The sequence below is a fragment of the Massilia paldalensis genome, from assembly GCF_044901715.1.
Taxonomy (GTDB): domain Bacteria; phylum Pseudomonadota; class Gammaproteobacteria; order Burkholderiales; family Burkholderiaceae_D; genus Telluria; species Telluria paldalensis.
In genome coordinates, this window is record NZ_JBJCIU010000002.1 from 931,016 (window position 1) to 954,739 (window position 23,724).

Genomic DNA, 23,724 nt, shown 5'->3' on the forward strand with positions numbered 1-23,724 from the left:
CGTAGGCACCATGTGCCCACGGGGCGCGCGCATGACGCCAACGCCCGGTGGGGTGCCCACCCTGCGAGGAAAGGGTTATTGGTGCGCATCGAGCGACAGCCCCAGCAGGCGCTGCTGGAGCGCTTCGTCGCCGGCCAGGTCGTGCATCAGGCCGGCATGCGCGACGCGTCCGTCGTCCATCACGGACACGGTGTCGCCGAGGGTGCGCACGACGTTGAAGTTCTGCTCGACCAGCAGGATCGTCGTGCTGGTGTCCTTCAGCTCGCGGAAGGCGCGCGTCAGGCTGTGCACGATGGCGGGGGCCAGGCCCTTGGTCGGCTCGTCCACCAGCAGCAGCTTGCTCGGCTCGACGATCGCGCGGGCGATCGCCACCATCTGCTTCTGGCCGCCGGACAGGTTCCCCGCCGGGTAGTGCCAGAACTTCTTCAAGGCCGGGAAGAAGCTGCAGATCCAGTCGACGCGCGCCGTGTCCAGGCGGCCCTTGCGGGCGGCGAGCACCAAGTTCTCGCGCACCGTCAGTTCCGAGAACACGGCCATGCTTTCCGGTACGTAGGCGATGCCGGCGCGCGCGATGTCGGGCGTGGACAGCGCCGTGATGTCGCGTCCGTCGAACACGATGGACCCGGTGCTGGCCTTCCACAGCCCCATGATGGTGCGCAGCGTGGTCGTCTTGCCGGCCCCGTTGCGGCCCAGCAGGACGGCCAGGCCGCCGCGCGGCACCACCAGGTCCACGCCTTGCAGGATGTGGTACTGGCCGATGTGGGTGTGGACGCCGGACAGCGTCAGGATCGGTTCGCTCATCGACACGCTCATTCGTAACATCGCTCCCAGGTCAAACGGTTTCGGGGCTGCCAAGATAGGCCTCCTGCACGATCTTCGAGCGCATCACCTCGGCCGGCTGGCCGTCGGCCACCAGCGTGCCGTTGTGCAGCACGACGATGCGGTCGGCGAGGGCGCGCACCACGTCCATCTTGTGCTCGACCAGCAGCACGGTGCGCTTGCGCTCGGCCTTGACCTGGTGGATCAGGTCGAGCACGACGGGCACCTCGTCCACGCTCATGCCTGCCGTCGGCTCGTCGAACATCAGCACGTCCGGCTCCAGCGCCAGCAGGATGGCCACCTCGAGCTTGCGCTGGTCGCCATGCGACAGCGTGCCCACGTAGCTGCCGCGGCGCGGGGCCAGCGCCACGCGTTCCAGGTAATGGTCGGCGCGCGCGATGACCTCGCGGTGGCCGGACCACAGCGACAGCATGCGCATGCCGATGCCGGCGCGGCTCTGCACGGCCAGGCGCACGTTCTCGGCCACCGTCAGGTGCGGGAACAGGTTCGTCAGCTGGAACGCGCGCCCGATGCCCAGGCGCGTGCGGCGCGCCGGGCCGGCACGCGTGATGTCCTCGCCGCGCAGCAGCACGCGGCCGGACGTGGCCGCCAGCTGGCCGGAGACGAGGTTGAAATACGTCGTCTTGCCGGCGCCGTTGGGGCCGACGATGACGGTCAGCGTGCCGGGGTAGAAGTCGGCCGTCACCGCGTTCACGGCGACGTGGCCGCCGAAGCGGATCGTCAGGTCGCGCGTCGACAGGGCCGGCGTGGGTTCGGTGCCGGCCATGTCAGCGCTTGTTCTTGACGGGCAGCGGCAGCTCGGTGGCCGGGATCTCGCGCACCAGTTCCAGCAGGTCCCACTCGCTTTTCTGGTCCTTCTTGATGCGGAAGTGGTACATCGGCTGCAGCGCCTGGTGGTCTTCCTTGCGGAAGGTCATCGTGCCCTTGGGCGTCTCGAAGGACAGGCCTTCCATCGCCGTCACCAGCTGTTCGCTGTTGGCCGACGGTACCTTCTGCAAGGCGGCGACGACGGCGCCCGCGGCCGCCATGCCGCCGGCCGTGAACATGTCGGGGGGCACCTTGTAGCGCTTCATGTGCTCGGCGACGAACCAGTCGTTCATCTTGTTCTTCGGGAAGCCGTAGTAGTAATAGATCGTGCCTTCGGTACCGGCATAGGCCTTCCACGTCTTCATGATGGGCAGCAGGTTGCCGCCCGGCGCCAGCGCGATGCCGTAGCGGCCCGGCTGCATGTCGGCGATCTTGTTCATCGGGTTCGGCCCGGCCCAGACGATGGACAGGATGCGCGGCTGCGGCTTGTCCTTCAGGGCGTCGAACAGGCGCTGGGTCGGGGCCGTGAAGTCCGTCGACGCGGCCGGCGCGTACTCCTCGTGCACCACCTTGACCTTGCTGCCGGTGGCGGCCAGCGCTTCCTTGCCGGCCTTGATGGCGTCGCGGCCGAACGCGTAGTCCTGAGCCAGGAAGGCGACGCTGCCGCTCTTCAGTGTGGACGCCGCGGCCAGTGCATCCTGCATCGAGCTGCGCGCGGTGCGGAAGATGTACTTGTTCCACTTGGCGCCCGTGATCTCGTCGGCGACGGCCGGCTCGACGATCAGCACCTTCTTGTATTCCTTCGCCACCGGCAGCATCGCCAGCGCCGAGCCGGACGAGGTGGTGCCGACGGCCAGGTCGACCTTGTCGTCGCCGTAGGCCTCGGCCAGCAGCGTGCGGCCCAGGTCCGGCTTGCCCTGGTCGTCCTTGACGATGACCTTGATCTTGCGGCCGTTGATTTCCATCTTCCCGCCGGTCAGGTATTCCAGGCCCATCATGAAGCCGATTTCCGTTTCCTTGGCATAGGCTTCGAGCTGGCCCGTCTTGCCCGCGATGAGGGCGACCTTGACGTCGGGCGCCGCGTGGACCGTTCCGGCGCCGGCGGCAAAGGCAAGCAGCAGCGCCGCTTGCAGGGTGGTGATGCGTTTCATGTCGTCTCCTTGTACTTCCATTGTTATCGTGTTCGCCGCCTAGGGCAGCGTGGCCAGGAAGCGCGTGATGGCGTCCAGCGCGGCAGGTTCCGTCAGCATCGGCGCATGGCCGACGCCGGGCACCTCCGCGTAGCGCATGGCCGGGGCCTGGCGCCGCATCCACGCGCATTGCCGGTCTTCCAGCAGGTCGGACAGCGCGCCGCGCACGAGGAGCGTGGGGCGGGTGCCCGCCAGGCGCCGGAAACCCCTGCGCAATCCCGGCGACGTGCCCTTCAGTCTACCTTCCTGCAAGCCCTTGGCAATATCCGGATCGTAGCGCGGCGCCAGCATGCCGTTGCCGTCCGGGGCGAAGGCGCGCCGCGCCCACTTGTCCCATTCGGCATCCGTGTTGTCGGGAAAGGCGCCGGCGTTCAGCGATTTCAGGTACGCCGCCGCCTCGTCCCAGGACGCGGGCAGCACGCGCTTGCCCGCGTAGCCGGCGATGCGCGCCAGGCCCTTGTGCGAGATCCAGGGGCCGATGTCGTTCAGCACGGCGGCGGCGACGCGGTCGATGCGTTCGCCCGCCAGCGTCATCGTGATCAGGCCGCCCATCGAGGTACCGACGAAGATCGCTTGCGGCAGGCCGAGGGTGTCCATGAAGCGGACGACGTCGTCCGCATACACCTGGGCGTTGTAGTGGTCCGGATCGGGGTCGCGGTCGGACTCGCCGCGGCCGCGCACGTCGAGGGCCAGCACGCGCCGTCCGAGGCCGGCGACGATGGGTGCGAATTCGTCGAAATCGGAGGCGTTGCGGGTCAGGCCATGGATGCAGATGACGGGCAGGCGGGCCGGGGAGGCCGCCATGCCCGGCACCGCCGCTGCCGGATAGTCGCGCGCGACCAGGGTGAGGCCGTCGCTGCTGGTAGTGCTGGTCAATGAGTAATGGGACACGCTGCGAATATCCTGTCTTTCAGTAGTCCTTCGGCTCAGAACCGGTACTCCACGGTCGCCTGCACGGTGCGCGGGGCGCCGTAGAAGGCGGTCAGCGTGCCCTCGTTGCCCAGCGTGGGGAACAGGTAGCCGGCCGTCTTGTACTGCTTGTCGGACAGGTTCTTGCCGTGGATGGCGGCGCGGATCCTGCCGTCGGCCCGGGTCCAGATGATGGACGCGTCGTACAATTTGTACGATTCCTGGTCGAGCACGGACACGGTCTCGAACTGGTTCGTGGCGCCCCGGTACGAGGCCGAGCCGATCAGCGACAGGCGGCCGTTGTAGCCCAGCAGCGGCAGTGGCAGCTCGTAGGTGGCGCGCAGGTTCGCCGAGTTCTTCGGCGTGTTCTGGAACACGCGCTGGTCGGCGACGTTCACGCCGGCGACGATGTATTCGTCGTACTTGGCGTCGATGTAGCTGTACATGCCCGACAGGCTGAAGTTATTGGTGATGTGGGCCACGGCCTCGAACTCGGCACCCTTGATCGTGGCCTTGCCGGCATTCGTCGTCAGGCCGGCGAAGCTGTCGTCGCGGCCGTCGCCGTTGGTGTCGATCGCCACCGAACCGGGGATCTGCACGTCCTTGTAGTCGCTGTAGAACAGCGCCGTGTTGGTGGTGATGCGGCCGCCGTTGAATGAGGACTTCAGGCCCAGTTCATAGGTGCCGATGGTCTCGGGCCTGTAGCCTTCGCGCGCCTGGGCCTGCGAGATGCGGGTGCCGACCACGTTCAGGCGCGGGTCGAAGCCCCCGCCCTTGAAGCCCTTCGAATACGAGGCATACACGTTCTGGTCGGGCGTGGCCTTGTAGTTCAGCGCGATGCGCGGCGTGAACTTCTTGTCCTTGCGTTCCAGGTTGGGCAGGTCCGTATCGGTGCGGAACAGGACCGCGTTCGGGTTGCCCATCCCGGGCGAGCCGGCCAGGCCCAGGTAGATCTGGCGGAAGATGTCGGCCTTGCGCTCGTCCGAGGTGTAGCGGCCGCCCACCGACAGTTGCAGCGCGTCGGTGAGGTTGTAGCTGCCGTCCGCGTACACGGCCCAGGCCTTGGTGTCGATGTCGCCGCTGGTGAAGGTGCTGGTCGGCACCTGGCCGGCCAGCACGGTGTCGAACTTGTTGTAGGCGTTGGCGTCGATGTAGTAGACGCCGGCCACGCCCTGGATCTTGGGCCCGGTGTAGGTCAGGTTGAATTCCTGGCTGAACTGCTTGTTCGTGTACAGCGCCGGCACTTCCATGTCGACGACGGGCAGGGCGTCGAAGTCGATCGGGGCCCACGACTTGTCGCGGCGCGAGGCGGTGATCGACTTGAACGCCAGTTCCGGACTGATCGTCCATTCCACGGTGGCGGAGACGCCGTGCTGGCGCACTTCCTGCTCGTGGCCCAGCGCCGTCATCATCTCGGCCTGGGTATCGTAGACGTTGTCGAGGATCGGCGCGCCGCTGGTGCGGCCCACGATCAGGCGGTGGCCGTTCTTCGGATGCGAGTCGTCCTGCGTGATGTCGCCGGCAATGCGCACCCACAGGTCCGGCGTGGCCTGCCATTCGGCCGAGACGCGGCCGGCGGTCAGGTCCTTGTCGTAGTTGGGCGCGCCGTTGAACAGGTTGGTGCCGTAGCCGTCGTGCTTGAAGCGGGCGACGGTGGCGCCGATGCGCAGCTGCTCGTTGACGGGCGTGCTGGCGGTGATCACGCCGTCGCGCTCCTTGTAGTTGCCGAGCGTGCCCTTGATGCGCACGTCGGTCTGCGGGGCCAGCTTGCGCGTGACGTACTTGACGGCGCCGCCGATGGTGTTGCGGCCGTACAGCGTGCCCTGGGGTCCGCGCAGCACCTCGATGCGCTCGACGTCGTAGATGTCGGCCACGGCGCCCTGCGGGCGGGCCAGGTAGATGTCGTCGAGGTAGATGCCGACGCCGGACTCGAAGCCGGCCAGCGGGTCGGCCTGGCCGACGCCGCGGATGAAGGCGGTCAGCGTGGAGTTGGTGGCGCGCGACGCCTTCAGCGTGGTATTGGGCAAGGAGGTCGTCAGCGCGACCACGTCCGGAATGCCCTGCTTCGAGAGCTGGTCGGACGTGAACGCGGTCACGGAAACCGGGACGTCCTGCAGCGTCTCCTGGCGCCGGCGCGCGGTCACGACGACCTTCTCGATGTTTTCCTCGGGCGCGGCGACGGCGCCGCCCGTGTCCTGCGCGTGGGCGACGGGTGCCAGGGTAACGAGGGCGGTGCCGGACAGGGCGAGGAGGGCGGCTGCAGAGTGACCGATAAACTGCGGGCCGAACAGCTGCGGGCTCAGGCGAGCCGGTTTCTTCTTGCTAACACGCATCGATGTCTCCAGATATTGTTGTGGTGTCACGCGCTTGTCTTTTTTTTCGCATGCAAGCGCAGTGTGCCTTGGATAAAAAAAGGTGAAAAGACAACATCACGCCCACCCGATTGTGCAAATTTGCACATCCCGGCTCACCACAACAGGGCAGGCAGAGTCGGGGTATGCGGGGCGGCGATGGGTTCGGCGCCCGCCCGCCGTGCGCGGACAAGCGTCGTGACGAAAAGGTTGCAGCGCGACTGTGCACCAGTGCACAATATGTCATCTTGATATCGAACAACGGTGCCCTGGATGAACAGCCTGCCCGAATGGATCGATCTACGTTTCTTTCTGGAACTGGCGCGGGCCGGTACCTTGTCCGGCGCCTCGCGCCGCCTCGACGTCGAGCACACCACCGTCGCGCGCCGCATCGACCGGCTCGAGCAGCAGCTCGGCACGACGCTGTTCGACCGCTCGCGCGAAGGCTACGAGCTGACCGAGATGGGCCGCGCGCTGCTGCCCCATGCGGAAGCGATGGAAGGGGCGGCGCTGGCCGCCGCCGAGCAGCTGGGCGGGGCGGAAGTGGCGGCGCACGGCGTGGTGCGCCTGGGCGTGCCGGAAGTGTTCGGCGTGCGCGTCGTCGCGCCCGTGCTGCTGAAACTGTTCGACGCGCATCCAGACCTGTCGATCGACCTGCTGGCGCTGCCCAGCTTCGCCAACCTCGCGAACCGCGAGGCCGACCTGGGCGTGATGCTGGACCCGCCCGCGACGGGGCGCTACATGGTCACGCGCCTGGCCTCGTTCCGCTTCTACCTGTACGCCTCTCCCGTCTATCTCGCGAAGCATCCGCCCATCCGCACCCATGCGGACCTGGAACGCCACGACTTCGTCGACTACGTGCAGGACCGGCTGGCCAGCCGCGAGCTGTCCTACCTGAACGAGCTGGGATTCACGCCACGGCGGCGCCTGTGCTGCTCGGGGATGACGGGACAGATCGAGGCGGCGGCGCTGGGCATGGGCCTCATGATGGCGCCGCCCTACGCGGTGCCGGACGACGGACGCCTGGTGCCCGTACTGCCGGGCTTCTACGCCGAGCGTTCGTTCTGGCTGGCGGCGCCGACGGACCTGTACCGGCTGCGCCGCGTGAAGGTCGTGTGGGACATGCTGCGGGAGCTGGCGGACAACAATCCGCGGCTGTGGTGGCACAACGGGGATGTCGACGAGGCCGCGTGAACGCATGGTGGGCATGGGATGCCCACCCTACGGCCGATGTCGTGGCTGAGCACCGGACTTCGACCCCTACCGTTTGAACGGACTGCGGTCGTTCAGCTCGTCGATGTAATCGTCGATGCCGCCCGCTTCGCGCTCCAGGAACTTCTCGACCGCATCCGCGAACGACGGATGCTTGAGCCAGTGCGCCGACCAGGTGCGCGTGGGCAGGAAGCCGCGCGCCATCTTGTGCTCGCCCTGGGCGCCGCCTTCGAACACCCGGATCTTCTGCTCGATGCAGAATTCCAGGGGCTGGTAGTAGGCCGTCTCGAAGTGCAGGCAGGGCACGTGTTCCAGCGCGCCCCAGTAGCGGCCGTACAGCGTGGTGTCGTCGTGCACGACGAGCGAGGCGGCGATCGGCGCGCCGTCACGTTCCGCGATCACCAGCAGCAAGTTGTCCGGCATGTCGCGCCCGATACGGCGGAAGAAGTCGATGTTCAGGTAGGGCGTCGAGTAGTGCTCGGCATAGGTGTGGCGGTAGCAGCGCGTGAAGAAGCGCCAGTCCTCGTCGGTCGCATCGACGCCGCGCACGCGCCGCAGCACCACGCCCGCTTCGCGCACCTTGCGCCGCTCGGCGCGGATGTTCTTGCGCTTCTTCTGTTCCAGCGAGGCGAGGAAGTCCTCGAACGTGGCGTAGCCCGCGTTCTCCCAGTGGAACTGTACGCCGCTGCGCAGCAGGAAGCCGGCGTCTTCCAGCTGTTTCGCCTGCGCGCCCGGCGGGAACAGGACGTGCGTCGACGAGACGTCCGACGATTGCTGCACGGAGCGCAGCACGTCGACCAGCGCCTGCCGGGCCGCATCGTCGCGCGCCAGCAGGCGCGGCCCCGTCACGGGCGTGAACGGGATCGCCGACAGCAGCTTCGGATAGTACTCGAGGCCGTTGCGCTGGTAGGCGTCGGCCCAGGCCCAGTCGAACACGTATTCGCCGTACGAGTGGCCCTTGACGTACAGGGGCAGGGCGGCGGCCAGGCGCTCCCCGCCCGGGCTGTCCGGGTCGTCCTCGTACAGCACGATGAACTGCGGCTGCCAGCCCTTGTCCGGCGCGGCGCTGCCCGAGTCGTGCAGGGCGTCGAGGAAGGCGAACGACAGGAAGGGGTTCGGCTGGTCCTGCAGCGCGACCAGGCCGTCCCAGGCTTCCCGGCCGATATCGGACAAGGAAGAAGCGATATGCGTGCGATAATTCAAGATGACTTCCGTACAAAAACTTGGTGGGCGCGATGGATAAGCAATTCTTTAACCTCTACTCTCACGACTTCGCGCGGGTCGCCGTGGCCAGCCCGCGCTGCCGCGTGGCCGATCCGGCCTTCAACGCGGGCGAGACGCTCAAGCTGGCCAGGCAGGCGGCCGAACAGGGCGCCGTGCTGGCCGCCTTCCCCGAACTGGGCCTCTCGGCCTATACCTGCGACGACCTGTTCCACCAGCGCGCGTTGCTGGACGCCGTCGTCGCCGCGCTCGGCACCATCGTCGAGGAATCCAGGACGCTGCCGCTGGCCCTGATCGTCGGCATGCCGCTGCGCGTGAACCACGTGCTGTTCAACTGCGCCGTGGTCGTCGCGGGCGGACGCATCCTCGGCGCCGTGCCGAAGAGCTTCCTCCCCAATTATGGCGAATTTTACGAAATGCGGCAGTTCAACCCGTCGGAGAACACGGCCGCCACGGAAATCGACCTGCTCGGGCAGCGTGTGCCCTTTGGTCCGGACCAGCTGTTCCAGCTGGAAGACCAGCCGCTGCTGCGCTTCCACGTCGAGATCTGCGAGGACGTCTGGGTGCCGATTCCGCCGTCCTCGTTCGCCGCGCTGGCCGGCGCCACGGTGCTGGTGAACCTGTCGGCGTCGAACGTCGTCGTGGGCAAGAGCGGCTACCGCCACCAGCTCGTGGGCCAGCAGTCGGCGCGCTGCCTGGCGGCCTACCTGTACACCTCGGCCGGCCTGGGCGAATCGACGACGGACATGGCCTGGGACGGCCAGTCGCTGATCTACGAGAAGGGCGACATGCTGGCGCAGTCGGAACGCTTCCGCGACGATTCCCACATCATCTACGGCGACGTCGACCTGGAGCGCCTGTCGACGGAGCGCATGCACGCCACCACCTTCGCGCAATCGGTGCGCCGCCACGCTGACGAGGTGGCGAAGTTCCGCACCCAGCGCTTCGCGCTGCCCCTGCCGCTGGAGCGCGACCTGCCGCTGGCGCGCACCGTCGAGCGCTTCCCCTACGTGCCGGCCGACGGCCGCCGCCGCGACGAGCGCTGCACGGAGGTCTACAACATCCAGGTGCAGGCGCTGCTGCAGCGCCTGCAGTCGTCCGGCCACCAGAAGGTCGTGATCGGCATTTCCGGCGGCCTCGATTCGACCCACGCGCTGCTCGTCTGCGCCAAGGCGATGGACCGCCTGGGCCTGCCGCGCACGAACATCCTCGCGTACACGATGCCCGGCTTCGCGACGAGCGAGCGCACGCTCGACCAGGCCCGGAAGCTGATGCAGGTGGTCGGCTGCACGGCCCACGAGATCGACATCCGCCCGAGCTGCATCCAGATGCTGAAGGACCTGGGCCACCCGTACGCGGAGGGCAAGGAAGAGTACGACGTCACGTTCGAGAACGTGCAGGCGGGCGAGCGCACGAGCCACCTGTTCCGCCTGGCGAACCACCACCACGCGATCGTGATCGGCACCGGCGACCTGTCCGAGCTGGCGCTGGGCTGGTGCACGTACGGCGTGGGCGACCACATGTCGCACTACAACGTCAACGCGAGCGTGCCCAAGACGCTGATCTCGCACCTGGTGCGCTGGGTCGCGGACACGAAGCAGCTGGGCGACGACGGCGGTTCCGACGTCCTGATCGCCGTGCTGGAGACGGAGATCAGCCCCGAGCTGGTGCCGGGCAAGACGGGGACGGGCAAGGAGGAGGGCAAGCCGGCCCAGGTCACGGAGAACTTCATCGGCCCGTACGAGCTGCAGGACTTCAACCTGTACTACACGCTGCGCTACGGCTTCGCGCCGCCCAAGGTCGCGTTCCTCGCCTGGTCGGCCTGGCGCGACCGCGACGTGGGCCCGTGGCCGGAAGGCGGCAGCCCCGCGCGCAACGAGTACGACCTCGCGGCCATCAAGAAGAACCTGGGGATCTTCCTGTGGCGCTTCTTCAAGACCAGCCAGTTCAAGCGCTCCTGCGTGCCGAACGGCCCGAAGGTGGGCAATGGCGGCTCGTTGTCCCCGCGCGGCGACTGGCGCGCGCCGAGCGACTCGGAAGCCGTCGTGTGGATGGATGCGCTGAAGCAGATCCCGGATTCGACAGACAAAAACACCTGAAAGGAGAAAACCATGAAACAGATTACCTGCGTGATCAAGCCGTTCAAGCTGGACGAGGTGCGCGAGGCGCTGGCCGAGGTCAACGTCACCGGCCTGACGGTCACGGAAGTGAAGGGCTTCGGCCGCCAGAAGGGCCACACGGAGCTGTACCGCGGCGCCGAGTACGTGGTCGACTTCCTGCCCAAGGTGAAGATCGAGGTGGTGGTGGACGACGGCATGGCCGAGACGGTGGTCGACGCCATCATCAAGGCGGCGCGCACGGGCAAGATCGGGGATGGAAAGATCTTCGTGCAGGAGGTGGAGCAGGTCATCCGCATCCGTACGGGGGAGACGGGGCCGGACGCCGTTTAATCCATCAATGCGTCGTCCCTGCGCAGGCAGGGACCCAATTTTTCCAGCGCTGCCGCAACGCGTGCAAACTTGGATCCCCGCCTGCGCGGGGATGACGGCTCAAAAGCTGTCGTGAATTCTAGCGCCCCATCCTCAAATCGAACTTCCACGCCAGCAGCCGCGACATCGTGATGAACAAGGCGCTCGACCACAGCGCGAAGTCGTGCGGGAAGCCGTAGATCCCCATCAGCAGGAAAATCCAGTTCCCCACGAATGCGCAGATCGCGTACGGCTTCCCGTCGCGGAACACCATCGGCACCTCGTTGCAGACGATGTCGCGCAGCACGCCGCCGAAGATGCCCGTGATCACGCCCATCATGGCGGCCACGAACAGGGGCATGTGGGCGTCCAGCGCGGATGACACGCCCGCCACCGAGAACAGGCCCAGGCCGACCGCGTCGCCGATCACGATCAGGCGTTCGGAGACCACGTGGCGCAGCGTGCGCATGAGGGGCGTGGCGATCAGGGCCAGCACGAAGATCAGGATCGCGTACTCCTGGTGGATCACCCAGAACAGGGGCCGCTTGTCGAGCAGGATGTCGCGCAGGGTGCCGCCGCCGAATGCGGCAATGAAGGCGACGGTGAAGACGCCGACCAGGTCCATGCGCTTGCGCCGGGCCTCGATGAAGCCCGAGAACGCGCCCACCAGGATCGCCGTGATTTCGATGAAGGTGATGAGGTGCATGCAGCTGTCGGTTGTGGCGGTGTTGCTAGCCTAACATGCCGGACCCGACAGTGTAAGGGGGCATCAGGGCCCCCTGCAAAACGGAGGATTTACGCTTGCGGCGGCAGCGCCGGCTGCACGCTCGCCAGCGGCAGGCGCACGCTGAACACCACGCGTCCGTCCTCGTGGCGGTAGCCGATCTCGCCGTCGTGCTCGCGCACGATCTGCTGCGCGATGTACAGGCCCAGGCCCATGCCCGTGCGGTTGCGCGGGTTGTTCATCGAGCTGCGCTTGAACGGATTGAACAGCGTCGCTTCCGTGTCCGCCGGGATCGGCGCGCCGGCGTTCGACACGTCCAGCACGGCATGGCCGGGCGCGAGCGCCAGGCGGATCAGGATCGGCTGGTTCGGCTCGCCATGGTGGCGCGCGTTGGACAGCAGGTTCGAGATCACCTGGCCCAGGCGGCCCCCGTCGGCCATCACGAAGGCGGGTCCGACCGTGTGCAGGTCGTAGACGATGGTGGGGTAGGCCAGGCGCGCTTCCTCGACCATGTCCTCGACCAGCGCGGCCAGGTCCACGCGTTCGGCGCCCAGGCCCAGGCCCAGGCCGCGCTCGATGCGGCTCATGTCCAGCACCTGGCCGATCATGCGCTGCATGCGGTTGCTGGACGACTGGATGCGCCGGCCCAGCGTGCCCTTGTTGTCGCTGTTCGACGTCTTTTCCAGCACCATGCCGGCCATGTTGATGGAGTTGAGCGGGTCGCGCAGGTCGTGGCCCAGCATCGCCAGCAACTGCGCGCGCATCGTCTCGGTCTGGGCGCGGCGGGTATTCGACACGCGCACCAGTTCGCCCAGCAGCATGCGCGCATGGGTCAGGATGCCTTCTTCCCACGGATGGGCGCGCCCGCGCACGGTTTCCTGCCAGGCGTCGAAGGAGCCGCGCGGCGTCAGGCGCGCGCCGAGGGGACCGGTCTGCTCGCTCTTGTCGGGGCGGCCGCCCCAGCGCACGTGTTCGATCTGTTCGGTGCGCAGCAGCAGGCACCAGCCGCCGCTGGGCAGGTCGAACGGCAGGCCCAGCATGCCAGCCCACTTGCCCAGTTGCGCCTGCACCTGGATGGGCCACTCCTTGTGGCATTCGTACTGCACCACGTCGTGCGCCTGGGCGGGCAGGGACGCGACGATCGCTTCGCCGGCCTCCTGATCGATGCCGCGGCAGACCACGCGGCCGAACTGGGTGACGACGAGCCCCTGCGCATTGGCCGATTCGAGCAGGGCATCGCCGTGCTCGATCAGGGCCTCGAGGGGATCGTCTTCCAGCAGCAGCGATTCGACGAGGGTGGTGCGCACCTTGGCGGCGCGCTCGACCAGGCGGGCGTCCTCGCGCGACTCGATACTCTGCACGGTCGCGGCGAGCACCTGGGCCAGCACGTCGGCGGCCAGGCGCACGGAATAGGGCACCCGCTTCGGCGTCGCGTGGTGGCAGGCCAGCAGGCCCCACAGGCGGCCGTTGATGACGATCGACACGCTCATCGAGGCGGCCACGCCGATGTTCTGCAGGTACTCGACGTGGATCGGCGAGACGCTGCGCAGCACGCCGAAGCTCAGGTCGAGCGGCGCCGCATCCGACGCGCCCATCAGCGGCACGGCGTGGTAGGTCATGTCCGCGATCATGCGCAGGGTGTTCAGCGTGTACAGGCGCCGTGCCTGGGCCGGGATGTCGCCGGCCGGGTAGCGCTGGCCGAGATAGGGCACGAGGTCGTCGCGGCGCGCCTCGGCGACCACGTCGCCGCTGTCGTCGCTGCGGAAGCGGTAGGCCATCACGCGGTCGAAGCCGGTGAAATCGCGCACCTGGCGCACGGCCGCCTCGAGCAGGCCGTCGATGGTCTTCTGGCGACGCAGGCGGTCGATCGAATTGTGGGCCTTGATGGCGAACAGGGCGACTTCGTCGGTACTGACGTCGCGCGCCTCGAACTCGACGATCACGCGGCCCTTGTGGGCGTGCACGACGCAGTCGTACTCGGCATCGAGCAGGTCGATCGCGCCGAACAGGGCCGGGCCTTCGCCGTTCTCGACGTTGTCCAGGCACTCGCGCACCAGATCGTTCACGCTGTCGGGAAAGCCGAGCGCGTCGAACGGCGCGCCGAGCTGGGGAACGGTTCGCAGGATCAGGTCGATGTTGGCGCTCCAGCCTTGCGCGCGGCCGGCAGTGTCCAGAAAGACCAGGGCGCCATGCGGCTGAATCGATCCCGGAATGTGGATGGGCTCATCCGCGCAATTGAGCAGGTCGATGCCTTGCGGCCTGGCCATTTGTACTGGCGTGCTGGACATTACTGGATCGATCCCTTCACTGGTGGCGTCACCATGACGCCTGGAGCCGTATCTTACAGCTTTCGTCAATTGGCAGGTGCATATTTGCCGTACAACATAAAAAAACGCCCCGCAGGGTCACATGCATCGTTGTATTTGGCGCAAATTGACGAATTTAATCTTCCAAAGCCGGACGTAACAGCACCACGAGCGCCCCGTGACCCCCGTCCGTGCGACCCGCCGCGACGAAGGCGACGACCTCGGCCGTCTGCACCAGCCAGCTGTGCAGCATGCCTCGCAACACCGGTTCGCCGCCCGCCGAACCGTAGCCGACCCCGTGGATGATGCGCACGCAGCGCACCCCCCGCTTGCTCGATTTCCTCAAATAGGCGTCGACCTGGCGCCGGGCCAGGTCGCGGTTCAGGCCGTGCAGGTCGAGTTCGTCCTCGACGGGCCAGTAGCGCTTGCGCAGGCGCTTGACGACGTCCGGCCCCACGCCCGGCGCCGACCACGACAGGCTCGGCTCCTCGGCCAGCAGGCCGTCGACGTCGAACCCGTCCGACAGCATCGATTCGCGCAGCACGGCCGCCGTTTCCTCGGCCGCCGTGCGCGGGCGGGCAGGAGCGCGGGCGGCGAGGCGCTCCGCTTCCTGGGCCGGGCGCCACACGTAGCGGTCCGATTCCGGCATCTGGACCACGTCCTTGACGGCGCCGCGGAACGTGGCGGCGTTCTCGCGTTCGATGCGTTCGCGCCGTTCGCGCTCGGCCTTCTCGATGGCGCGCAGCCGCTCCTCTTCCTTCAGCCGGTCGCGGAAGGATTTCAGGTCGCCGAAGTCTTTCATCGCCATCGAGATGCCGCCCGGGAGAGGATTATTCCAGGGCCTCGAGGTAGCGCTGGGCATCCAGCGCGGCCATGCAGCCCGAACCCGACGAGGTGATCGCCTGGCGGTAGATGTGGTCCTGGACGTCGCCGGCGGCAAACACGCCCGGCACGCTGGTGGCCGTGGCCATGCCCTCGCTGCCGCCGCGGGTCTTGATGTAGCCGTTGTGCATCTCGAGCTGGCCTTCGAAGATGTCGGTGTTCGGCTTGTGGCCGATCGCCACGAACAGGCCGTGCACCTTCAGCTCCTTGATCGAGCCGTCTTCGGTGGACTTCAGGCGCAGGCCGGTCACGCCGCTCTGGTCGCCCGTCACTTCGTCCAGCGTGCGGTTGGTTTCCAGCACGATCTTGCCTTCGGCAACCTTGGCCATCATGCGGTCGATGAGGATGGGCTCGGCGCGGAACTTGTCGCGGCGGTGCACCAGCGTGACCTTGGTGGCGATGTTGGACAGGTACAGCGCTTCCTCGACGGCCGTATTGCCGCCGCCGATGACGGCGACTTCCTGGTTACGGTAGAAGAAGCCGTCGCAGGTGGCGCAGGCGGACACGCCGCGGCCCATGAATTCCTGCTCGCTGGCCAGGCCCAGGTACTGGGCGGAGGCGCCGGTGGCGATGATCAGGGTGTCGCAGGTGAATTCGTGCGAATCGCCCACCAGGCGGATCGGTTTTTCGTTCAGGTAAGTCGTGTGGATATGGTCGAACACGATCTCGGTATTGAAACGCTCGGCGTGCTGCAGCAGGCGCTGCATCAGCTCCGGGCCCTGGACGCCCAGCGGGTCGCCCGGCCAGTTCTCCACGTCGGTGGTGGTCATCAGCTGGCCGCCCTGGGCCAGGCCGGTGACCAGCATCGGGCTCAGGTTGGCGCGCGCGGCATAGACGGCGGCGCTGTAGCCGGCCGGGCCCGAACCGAGGATGAGAACTTTGGCGTGTTTGCGAGTAGTCATGTTTTTACTTCTTATTGAAGTGATGATGTCGGGCAAGTGGGGCCGATCACCATCGGAATCAAGGGGAGGGGAACCGCAGATTATAGTCCATGATGCACAAGAGCATGAATCGTGGGCCTGCGCGGCCATATATCGCTTAAAATGGGCTCTTTGGGGCATTCCACCCCGGCAGCACAGTTTCAAACAGCATGAGCAAGCAAAGTCCATCCACCGGTTCGACCTATACCCACAAGCCGCGACCGCCCCGTCAGCCCTTGCCGAACCGGCTGGTACGCCTGTTGTCGGAAGCGCGCTGGCTGGTCACGGCCGTCGCGTTGTTGTATTTCGTCCTCATTCTGCTCAGTTATAACAAAGCCGATCCAGGCTGGTCGCACGACACCGTCGTCGCCCACGTCGCCAACCTGGGCGGCCGCGCCGGCGCCTGGCTGGCCGACCTGTTGCTGTTCATCTTCGGTTTTTCCGCCTGGTGGCTGTGCGTCTGCTTTTCGCGCGCCGTCTGGAAAGGCTACCGCCGCCTGCACCGCCGCTTCATCGACGGCGAGGTGCCTGAACCCGAGATCGAGCACCAGGGCGAGATCCTGGTGCGCTGGGTCGGCTTCATGCTGATGCTGGCCGGCAGCGTCGGCCTCGAATACCTGCGCCTGTGGTCGATGAAGGTCGAGCTGCCCCGTTCCGCCGGCGGCGTGCTGGGCCAGCTGATCGGCGGCGGCGCCAATTCCGCCTTCGGCTTCACGGGCGCCACGCTCCTGCTGCTGCTGATGTTCGGCCTGGGCTTCTCGTGGTACTTCCAGGTGTCCTGGCTGGCCGTGGCCGAGCGCATCGGCGAATCCGTCGAGCGCAGCTTCGACTGGTTCCGCCTGCGCTACGAAGACCGCGAAGACCGCCGCCAGGGCGAAGTCGCGGCGCATCACCGCGACGAAGTGCTGGTACAGGAGCGTGCCAAGTTCGTGGAAAAACACGGCAATGCGCCGATCCTGAAGCACGAGCCGCAGATGGCGGGCGACGCCCCGGCCACCGAGGAAGAAACCGCGCCCGGCTTTTTCGCCAAGGCCAAGGCCAAGCTGAAGCGGGGCGCCAAGGCCGATGCGCCGCGCGCGGAGCCACAGGTCGCGCCGGTCGACGATGGCGCGCCGTTCGACGCCGACGACGAGCCGTTCTCGGCGCCCGTGCGCGCGAGCGCGTCGCCGGTCGCCACGATGGCCTCGACGGCCCCGGCACCGCTGCCGTCGGCGTCCGCCGCCGTGCCCGCGATCAAGATCGAACCGCCGATGACGAGCGTGCCCCGTTCCGAGCGTGCCGAGAAGGAGCGCCAGTCGCACCTGTTCGAGGTGCATGGCGACTCGACGCTGCCGCCGCTGGCGCTGCTGGACGACGCCCCGGCCACCCAGGAAACCGTCGCCATCGACACGCTGGAATTCACCAGCCGCCTGATCGAGAAGAAGCTGTCAGACTTCGGCGTCGAAGCCAAGGTCGTCGCCGCCTACCCGGGCCCGGTCGTGACCCGCTACGAGATCGAGCCGGCCACCGGCGTGAAGGGCAGCCAGATCGTCAACCTGGCGCGCGACCTGGCACGTTCGCTGTCGCTGACCTCGATCCGCGTCGTGGAAACCATCCCCGGCAAGAACTACATGGCGCTGGAGCTGCCGAACCCGAAGCGCCAGATCGTGCGCCTGACCGAGATCCTCGGTTCCAAGGTCTACGGCGACAGCGCCTCCAGCCTCACCGTCGCCCTGGGCAAGGACATCGCCGGCAAGCCGGTGGTGGCCGACCTTGCCAAGATGCCGCACCTGCTGGTCGCGGGTACCACGGGTTCGGGCAAGTCGGTGGGCATCAACGCGACGATCCTGTCGCTGCTCTATAAAGCCGATCCGGCCGACGTGCGCCTCATCCTGATCGACCCGAAGATGCTGGAGATGTCCGTCTACGAAGGCATCCCGCACCTGCTGGCGCCCGTCGTGACGGACATGCGCCAGGCCGGCCACGCGCTGAACTGGGCCGTGAACGAGATGGAGCGCCGCTACAAGCTGATGTCCAAGCTGGGCGTGCGCAACCTGGCCGGCTACAACGGCAAGATCGCGGAAGCGGCCAAGCGCGAGGAACACATCCCGAATCCGTTCTCGATCGTGCCGGACAATCCCGAGCCGCTGGAAAAGCTGCCGACCATCGTCATCATCATCGACGAGCTGGCCGACCTGATGATGGTGGTCGGCAAGAAGGTCGAGGAGCTGATCGCCCGTATCGCGCAGAAGGCGCGCGCGGCCGGCATCCACCTGATCCTGGCGACGCAGCGACCGTCCGTGGACGTGATCACGGGCCTGATCAAGGCGAACATCCCGACGCGTATCGCGTTCCAGGTGTCGTCCAAGATCGACTCGCGCACCATCCTCGACCAGATGGGCGCGGAAACGCTGCTGGGCATGGGCGACATGCTGTACATGCCGCCCGGTACGGGCCTGCCGATCCGCGTGCACGGCGCCTTCGTCTCGGACGACGAAGTGCATCGAGTTGTAAAACATCTGCAGGAAACGGGCGAGCCGAATTACATTGAAGGCATCCTCGAAGGCGGCGTCGCCGAGGAAGGCGGTGCCGACGGCGCCCCGGCCGGCGAGGGCGGCGGCGAGTCAGACGCCATGTACGACCAGGCCGTGGCCGTCGTGCTGAAGAACCGCCGCGCCTCGATCTCGCTGGTGCAGCGCCACCTGCGCATCGGCTACAACCGCGCCGCCCGCCTGCTGGAGCAGATGGAGCAGAGCGGCGTCGTGTCGCCGATGCAGTCGAACGGCAACCGCGACATCCTCGTGCCGACCGCCAACGCGGAATAATCGCCCGGCGCGCGCCCGTAGGGTGGGCATCGCATGCCCACCATCACGCCGCGTTGCCGCACATGCACGGTGGGCATGTAATGCCCACCCTACGACAAGGAAAACAAGTTGAAGACTGTCTACGCAACCCTGATCGCCACCCTGGTGCTGACCAATACCGCCTCCGCCGCCGCCCTCGACCAGTTCAAGTCCTTCGTCACCGGCACCAAGTCCGCCCGCGGCGAATTCACCCAGACGCAAGTGCGCGGCAAGGCCGCGACCGGCAAGGCCGCCCCGGCCTCGTCCGGCACCTTCGTGTTCGCCCGTCCCGGCAAGTTCGTCTGGACCTACCAGAAGCCCTACGAGCAGCTGCTGCAGGCCGACGGCGAGACGCTGTACATCTACGACAAGGACCTGAACCAGGTCACCACCCGCAAGCTGGGCAATGCGCTGGGCAGCTCGCCGGCCGCGATCCTGTTCGGCTCCAACGACCTGGAAAAGAACTTCACGCTGTCCGAGGCGGGCGCGCGCGACGGCCTGGAATGGCTGAACGCCACGCCGAAGGCGAAGGACACGACTTTCGAGCAGATCGCCATCGGCCTGAAGGACGGCGTGCCGCAGGCGATGGAATTGAAGGACAACTTCGGCCAGACCACGGTGCTGAAGTTCACCAGCTTCCAGCGCAATCCGTCGCTGGGCGCCCAGCAGTTCAAGTTCGACGTGCCGAAGGGCGCCGAGGTCGTCAACCAGTAATCGCCTAGCGACAACGCGTAACGGGCACGGTCACTCATCGGCTACACTTGCGCTTTCGACGCAACAGCCGCATATGAGCCAGATGGATGACCTTTTCAAGACCGAACCCGCCGCCCCGCTGGCCGAGGCGCTGCGCCCGAAGACCATCGGCGAAGTGATCGGCCAGAGCCATTTGCTGGGTGAGGGCAAGCCTCTGAACCTCGTGTTCAAGTCCGGCAAGCCCCATTCGATGATCCTGTGGGGCCCGCCGGGCGTGGGCAAGACCACGCTGGCAAGGCTGACGGCGAATGCCTTCGACTGCGAGTTCATCGCGCTGTCCGCCGTGCTGTCGGGGGTGAAGGACATCCGCGCCGCCATCGAACAGGCCGAGCACTACCTGGCCGGCGGCAAGCACACGATCCTGTTCATCGACGAAATCCACCGCTTCAACAAATCGCAGCAGGACGCGCTGCTGCCGTTCGTGGAGTCGGGCCTCGTCACCCTCATCGGCGCCACCACGGAAAACCCCTCCTTCGAGGTGAACTCGGCGCTGCTGTCGCGCTCCCAGGTCTATGTGCTCAAGGCGCTGACGGACGACGAGATGCGCCAGCTGCTCAAGCGCGCGCAGGAGCGCGTGCTCGGCCACCTGCAGTTCGACGAGGTCGCCGTGCAGACGCTGGTCGGGTATGCCGACGGCGACGCGCGCCGCTTCCTGAACCTGCTGGAGCAGACCAAGACCTCGGCCGACACGTCCGGCGTCGCGCAGATCACGGGCGAGTTCGTCGAGAACGCGCTGACGCTGAACGCGCGCCGCTTCGACAAGGGCGGCGACAATTTCTACGACCAGATCTCGGCCCTGCACAAGTCCGTGCGCGGCTCGCATCCGGACGCGGCGTTGTACTGGTTCTGCCGCATGATCGACGGCGGCGCCGATCCGAAGTACCTGGGCCGGCGCATCGTGCGCATGGCGTGGGAAGACATCGGCCTGGCCGACCCGCGCGCGCTGACGGTGGCCAACGATGCCGTCGAAACCTACGAGCGCCTCGGTACGCCGGAAGGGGAACTGGCGCTGGGCCAGGCCGTCATCTACCTGGCCATCGCGGCCAAGAGCAATGCGGGCTACAACGCCTTCAACGCGGCCATGGCCTTCGTGCGCAAGGACAAGTCGCGCGAGGTGCCCGTGCACCTGCGCAATGCGCCGACCAAGTTGATGAAGGAACTGGGCTACGGCCACGCCTACCGCTACGCCCACGACGAGCCGAATGCGTACGCGGCCGGCGAGACCTACCTGCCGGACGGCATGCCCGAGCCGCGCTGGTACCAGCCGGTGCCGCGCGGGGTGGAATCGAAGATCGCCGAGAAGCTCGCATGGCTGCGCAGCCTGGATGCGGAGGCGGGCGCAGACGGCGCCGGGGACTGAAGCGACGGGCAGGGCGAATGCCCGAAAACCGCTGTCGGCTTGGTACAATTGCGCTTTCGATATCCATAACATGGCACTGGCCCGACAATGATAGACATCCAACTCCTCCGCAAGGACATCGACACCGTCGCCGCGCGCCTCGCCGGCCGCAAGTACCAGCTCGACGTGGCCGGTTTCAACGCCCTCGAAGCCGAGCGCAAGCAGATCCAGACCCGCACCGAGGAGCTGCAGGGCAAGCGTAATTCGCTGTCCAAGCAGATCGGCATGCTCAAGGGCAAGGGCGAAGACACGAGCGCCGTGATGGCGGAAGTGGCCGGTATCGGCGACGAGCTCAAGGCCAACGAAGCCGCGCTGGCCAGCGTGCAGGACAAGATGGCTGCCTTCATGCAGGTGATCCCGAACCTGCCGCACGAATCGGTCCCCGTCGGCACCGACGAGTCGGGCAACGTGGAAGTGCGCAAGGTCGGCACGCCGCGCCAGTTCGACTTCGAGGTCAAGGACCACGTCGACGTCGGCGCCCCGCTGGGCCTGGACTTCGACACGGCGACCAAGCTGACCGGTTCGCGCTTCTCCGTCATGAAGGGCCCCATCGCGCGCCTGCACCGCGCGCTGGCCCAGTACATGCTGGACACCCACACCGACCAGCACGGCTACACGGAGTGCTACACCCCATACATGGTCAATGCCGATTCGCTGTACGGCACCGGCCAGCTGCCCAAGTTCGGCGAAGACCTGTTTGCCGTCAAGAAGGGTGGCATCGAAGGCGAGGGCGAGAACTTCTACTTGATCCCGACCTCGGAAGTGACGCTGACGAACACCGTGCGCGACGAGATCGTGGCGCTGGACAGCCTGCCGATCAAGATCACGGCCCACACCCCGTGCTTCCGCTCGGAAGCGGGCAGCTATGGCCGCGACACCCGCGGCATGATCCGCCAGCACCAGTTCGACAAGGTCGAGCTCGTGCAGATCGTGCAGCCGGACCAGTCCTACGCCGCCCTCGACGAGATGGTCGGCCAGGCCGAGACGATCCTGAAGAACCTGGGCCTGCCGTACCGCGTGATGGCGCTGTGCACGGGCGACATGGGCTTCGGCGCCGCCAAGACCTTCGACCTGGAAGTCTGGCTGCCGGCACAGAACACCTACCGCGAGATCTCGTCGCTGTCGAACATGGAAGCCTTCCAGGCCCGCCGCATGCAGGCCCGCTTCCGCAACGCCCAGGGCAAGCCGGAACTGCTGCACACGCTGAACGGCTCGGGCCTGGCGGTCGGCCGCACGCTGGTCGCCGTGCTGGAAAACTACCAGCAGGCCGACGGCAGCGTGATCGTGCCGGAAGTCCTGCGCCCGTACATGGGCGGGCTGGAACGCCTGGTCCCGGCGGCCTGAGCAAATAGCTCTTCCGTTTTTCGCAGTGGCCGTCTATAATGCGGCCTCACGCGAACGACCAGTGACACGGAGAGGTGGCAGAGTGGTCGAATGTACCTGACTCGAAATCAGGCGTACGGGTGACCGTACCGTGGGTTCGAATCCCACCCTCTCCGCCAGGATTCAAAAACAAAAGGCTCCCATCGGGAGCCTTTTGTTTTTGTGGCGGAGAGGGTGGGATTCGAAGGGCTGGGCCCAGGCCCAGCCCTCCCGAATCGCCACTTTGCTGTCTGCAACGCAGACAGCCCCGCGCGCCGCAGGCGCGCGATGCCCGCACACCACCCACCCCAACCCACATCCCGATCGAATCCAGCTGCTTCTGGAATCATATCGCCCAATTATCCACGGGAATGGATAATCATTCCACGATCGACGGATTCACACGCCCCGATGGACAACATACACTCTTTCTTACGCACCGACCGTCACACACCGGTCCGCCGAAAGGAAAACCACATGAAAACCATCATCGCCACCAGCGCCTTGCTCCTCGCATCGCTGGCCCACGCCCAGGAGGTCCGCACCATGCCCACCAACGACCAGGAAGCCGCCGTCGCCCAGAAGCTGATCGACCGCCACTTCGAGATCTGGAACGACACCGACGCCGCCAGCCGCCTGCCCAAGTACCCGGCCGTCTACACGTCCGAGTTCTTCGTCGCCGACTATGCCGGCAAGGAAACCGGCTATGCCGCCGTCGACCGCAAGATCGGCGAACTGCAGAAGAAGAACGCGGGCTTCCGCTTCACCCCGGAACCGATCACCTGGAACCACGGGGTCGGCCGCGTCACCTGGGGCTACGGTCCGAAGGACAAGCCGAACCAGATCCGCGGCGAGGACATCTTCACCATCGAGCACGGCAAACTGGCCAGCGCCCGCGTCTTCATCGACAAACAATAAATGACAAGGAACCGCCCCATGAACACCATCGCTACCGTATTCGCCACCGCCGTCCTCGCCCTCGGCCTGGGCAGCGCCGCACAGGCCGCCACACCTGCCGCCGCGCCCGCCATCAAGTCGGCCGGCATCGACCACGTCGGCATCAGCGTGCCCAACCTGAAGCAGGCCGAGGAATTCTTCGTGACCACGTTCGGCTGCCAGCCCGTCACCCAGATCGGCCCGTTCCCGATGAAGCCCCATGCCGAGAGCGTGACGCTGGCAATGGTCCGCTGCGGCACCGGCGCCAACATCGAACTGTTCGAGTACAAGCAATCGGCCGGCAGCACGGCGATGCCGAAGATGGAAGACATCGGCGCCTCCCACATCGCGTTCTACACGGACGACGTGCAAGCCGGCATCGCCTACCTGAAATCGAAAGGCCTCAAGATCACGGGTGGCCCGATGACCATGACGAGCGGCGACACCGAGGGCGAAACCTGGGTGCACTTCGAATCGCCCTGGGGTTCGGACATGGAACTGGTGGGCTACCCGAACGGCAAGGGCTACGAGAAGAAGTCCAAGCTGAAGCTGTGGAACCCGAAGCACCCGGCCAACTGAAGCCGAGCGGGCGGTCTTCCTGTCCCCGGCGAGTAGGGCAGGG

At 66.7% G+C, this 23,724-nt stretch carries 19 protein-coding genes and 1 tRNA gene; 10 read left to right on the forward strand and 10 right to left on the reverse strand.

The window, feature by feature from the left end; genetic code table 11:
* Positions 1–75: 75 nt before the first annotated feature.
* Genes ACI1V7_RS13880 through ACI1V7_RS13900 form a run of 5 tightly spaced genes read right to left on the reverse strand, consistent with a single transcriptional unit; the run spans position 76 to position 6,079 of the window.
* A complete protein-coding gene (locus ACI1V7_RS13880) occupies positions 76–801 on the reverse strand; it encodes an ABC transporter ATP-binding protein (RefSeq protein WP_404532336.1) in 726 nt (241 codons plus the stop codon).
* 31 nt (positions 802–832) lie between these two features.
* Complete coding sequence (locus tag ACI1V7_RS13885) at positions 833–1,606, reverse strand: ABC transporter ATP-binding protein (protein WP_404532337.1); 774 nt, start codon at positions 1,604–1,606, stop codon at positions 833–835.
* A gap of 1 nt (position 1,607) precedes the next feature.
* Entirely contained in the window at positions 1,608–2,798 is a 1,191-nt protein-coding gene (locus ACI1V7_RS13890; RefSeq protein ID WP_404532338.1) for a substrate-binding domain-containing protein, read from the reverse strand.
* Between the two features lie 39 nt (positions 2,799–2,837).
* On the reverse strand, positions 2,838–3,728 hold the full coding sequence (locus ACI1V7_RS13895; protein WP_404532339.1) for an alpha/beta fold hydrolase: 891 nt from the start codon (positions 3,726–3,728) through the stop codon (positions 2,838–2,840).
* 35 nt (positions 3,729–3,763) lie between these two features.
* On the reverse strand, positions 3,764–6,079 hold the full coding sequence (locus ACI1V7_RS13900; RefSeq protein ID WP_404532340.1) for a TonB-dependent receptor: 2,316 nt from the start codon (positions 6,077–6,079) through the stop codon (positions 3,764–3,766).
* Between the two features lie 291 nt (positions 6,080–6,370).
* Between ACI1V7_RS13900 and ACI1V7_RS13905 the strand changes: the two genes are divergently transcribed.
* Positions 6,371–7,291, forward strand: coding sequence for a LysR family transcriptional regulator (locus ACI1V7_RS13905; protein WP_404532341.1), 921 nt, complete (start codon positions 6,371–6,373; stop codon positions 7,289–7,291).
* Positions 7,292–7,357: 66 nt separating this feature from the next.
* Here ACI1V7_RS13905 and ACI1V7_RS13910 read toward each other — a convergent pair whose 3' ends face one another.
* The gene (locus ACI1V7_RS13910; protein ID WP_404532342.1) at positions 7,358–8,512 is read right to left on the reverse strand and encodes a GNAT family N-acetyltransferase; all 1,155 of its coding nucleotides are present in this window, start codon (positions 8,510–8,512) and stop codon (positions 7,358–7,360) included.
* 32 nt (positions 8,513–8,544) lie between these two features.
* Between ACI1V7_RS13910 and ACI1V7_RS13915 the strand changes: the two genes are divergently transcribed.
* Complete coding sequence (locus ACI1V7_RS13915) at positions 8,545–10,629, forward strand: NAD(+) synthase (protein WP_404532343.1); 2,085 nt, start codon at positions 8,545–8,547, stop codon at positions 10,627–10,629.
* A gap of 12 nt (positions 10,630–10,641) precedes the next feature.
* Complete coding sequence (locus tag ACI1V7_RS13920) at positions 10,642–10,980, forward strand: P-II family nitrogen regulator (RefSeq protein WP_290411405.1); 339 nt, start codon at positions 10,642–10,644, stop codon at positions 10,978–10,980.
* 118 nt (positions 10,981–11,098) lie between these two features.
* On the opposite strand, the gene ACI1V7_RS13925 is transcribed toward ACI1V7_RS13920, so the two are convergent.
* The 4 genes from ACI1V7_RS13925 to trxB form a co-directional block, all read right to left on the reverse strand.
* Positions 11,099–11,704, reverse strand: coding sequence for a trimeric intracellular cation channel family protein (locus tag ACI1V7_RS13925; protein ID WP_404532344.1), 606 nt, complete (start codon positions 11,702–11,704; stop codon positions 11,099–11,101).
* Positions 11,705–11,793: 89 nt separating this feature from the next.
* Complete coding sequence (locus ACI1V7_RS13930) at positions 11,794–14,010, reverse strand: ATP-binding protein (protein ID WP_404532345.1); 2,217 nt, start codon at positions 14,008–14,010, stop codon at positions 11,794–11,796.
* A 154-nt stretch (positions 14,011–14,164) separates the two neighbouring features.
* Positions 14,165–14,836, reverse strand: coding sequence for a Smr/MutS family protein (locus ACI1V7_RS13935; protein WP_404532346.1), 672 nt, complete (start codon positions 14,834–14,836; stop codon positions 14,165–14,167).
* A gap of 22 nt (positions 14,837–14,858) precedes the next feature.
* Entirely contained in the window at positions 14,859–15,812 is a 954-nt protein-coding gene (gene trxB, locus ACI1V7_RS13940) for a thioredoxin-disulfide reductase (protein WP_404532347.1), read from the reverse strand.
* 188 nt (positions 15,813–16,000) lie between these two features.
* On the opposite strand from trxB, the gene ACI1V7_RS13945 reads away from it, so the two are divergent.
* The 7 genes from ACI1V7_RS13945 (at position 16,001) to ACI1V7_RS13975 (ending at position 23,681) form a co-directional block, all read left to right on the forward strand.
* On the forward strand, positions 16,001–18,634 hold the full coding sequence (locus ACI1V7_RS13945; protein WP_404532348.1) for a DNA translocase FtsK: 2,634 nt from the start codon (positions 16,001–16,003) through the stop codon (positions 18,632–18,634).
* Between the two features lie 108 nt (positions 18,635–18,742).
* Positions 18,743–19,366 carry an outer membrane lipoprotein chaperone LolA gene (lolA, locus tag ACI1V7_RS13950; protein ID WP_404532349.1) on the forward strand — a complete coding sequence of 208 codons (624 nt, stop codon included), beginning with the start codon at positions 18,743–18,745 and terminating at the stop codon, positions 19,364–19,366.
* Between the two features lie 82 nt (positions 19,367–19,448).
* Positions 19,449–20,765 carry a replication-associated recombination protein A gene (locus ACI1V7_RS13955; protein WP_404532351.1) on the forward strand — a complete coding sequence of 439 codons (1,317 nt, stop codon included), beginning with the start codon at positions 19,449–19,451 and terminating at the stop codon, positions 20,763–20,765.
* An 87-nt stretch (positions 20,766–20,852) separates the two neighbouring features.
* Positions 20,853–22,148 carry a serine--tRNA ligase gene (gene serS, locus ACI1V7_RS13960; protein WP_404532353.1) on the forward strand — a complete coding sequence of 432 codons (1,296 nt, stop codon included), beginning with the start codon at positions 20,853–20,855 and terminating at the stop codon, positions 22,146–22,148.
* A 68-nt stretch (positions 22,149–22,216) separates the two neighbouring features.
* Positions 22,217–22,306, forward strand: a tRNA-Ser gene (locus ACI1V7_RS13965).
* 337 nt (positions 22,307–22,643) lie between these two features.
* Positions 22,644–23,084 carry a nuclear transport factor 2-like protein gene (locus ACI1V7_RS13970; RefSeq protein WP_404532354.1) on the forward strand — a complete coding sequence of 147 codons (441 nt, stop codon included), beginning with the start codon at positions 22,644–22,646 and terminating at the stop codon, positions 23,082–23,084.
* An 18-nt stretch (positions 23,085–23,102) separates the two neighbouring features.
* Positions 23,103–23,681: a VOC family protein gene (locus ACI1V7_RS13975; protein WP_404532355.1), complete on the forward strand. Its 579-nt coding sequence runs from the start codon at positions 23,103–23,105 to the stop codon at positions 23,679–23,681.
* Positions 23,682–23,724 lie beyond the last annotated feature (43 nt).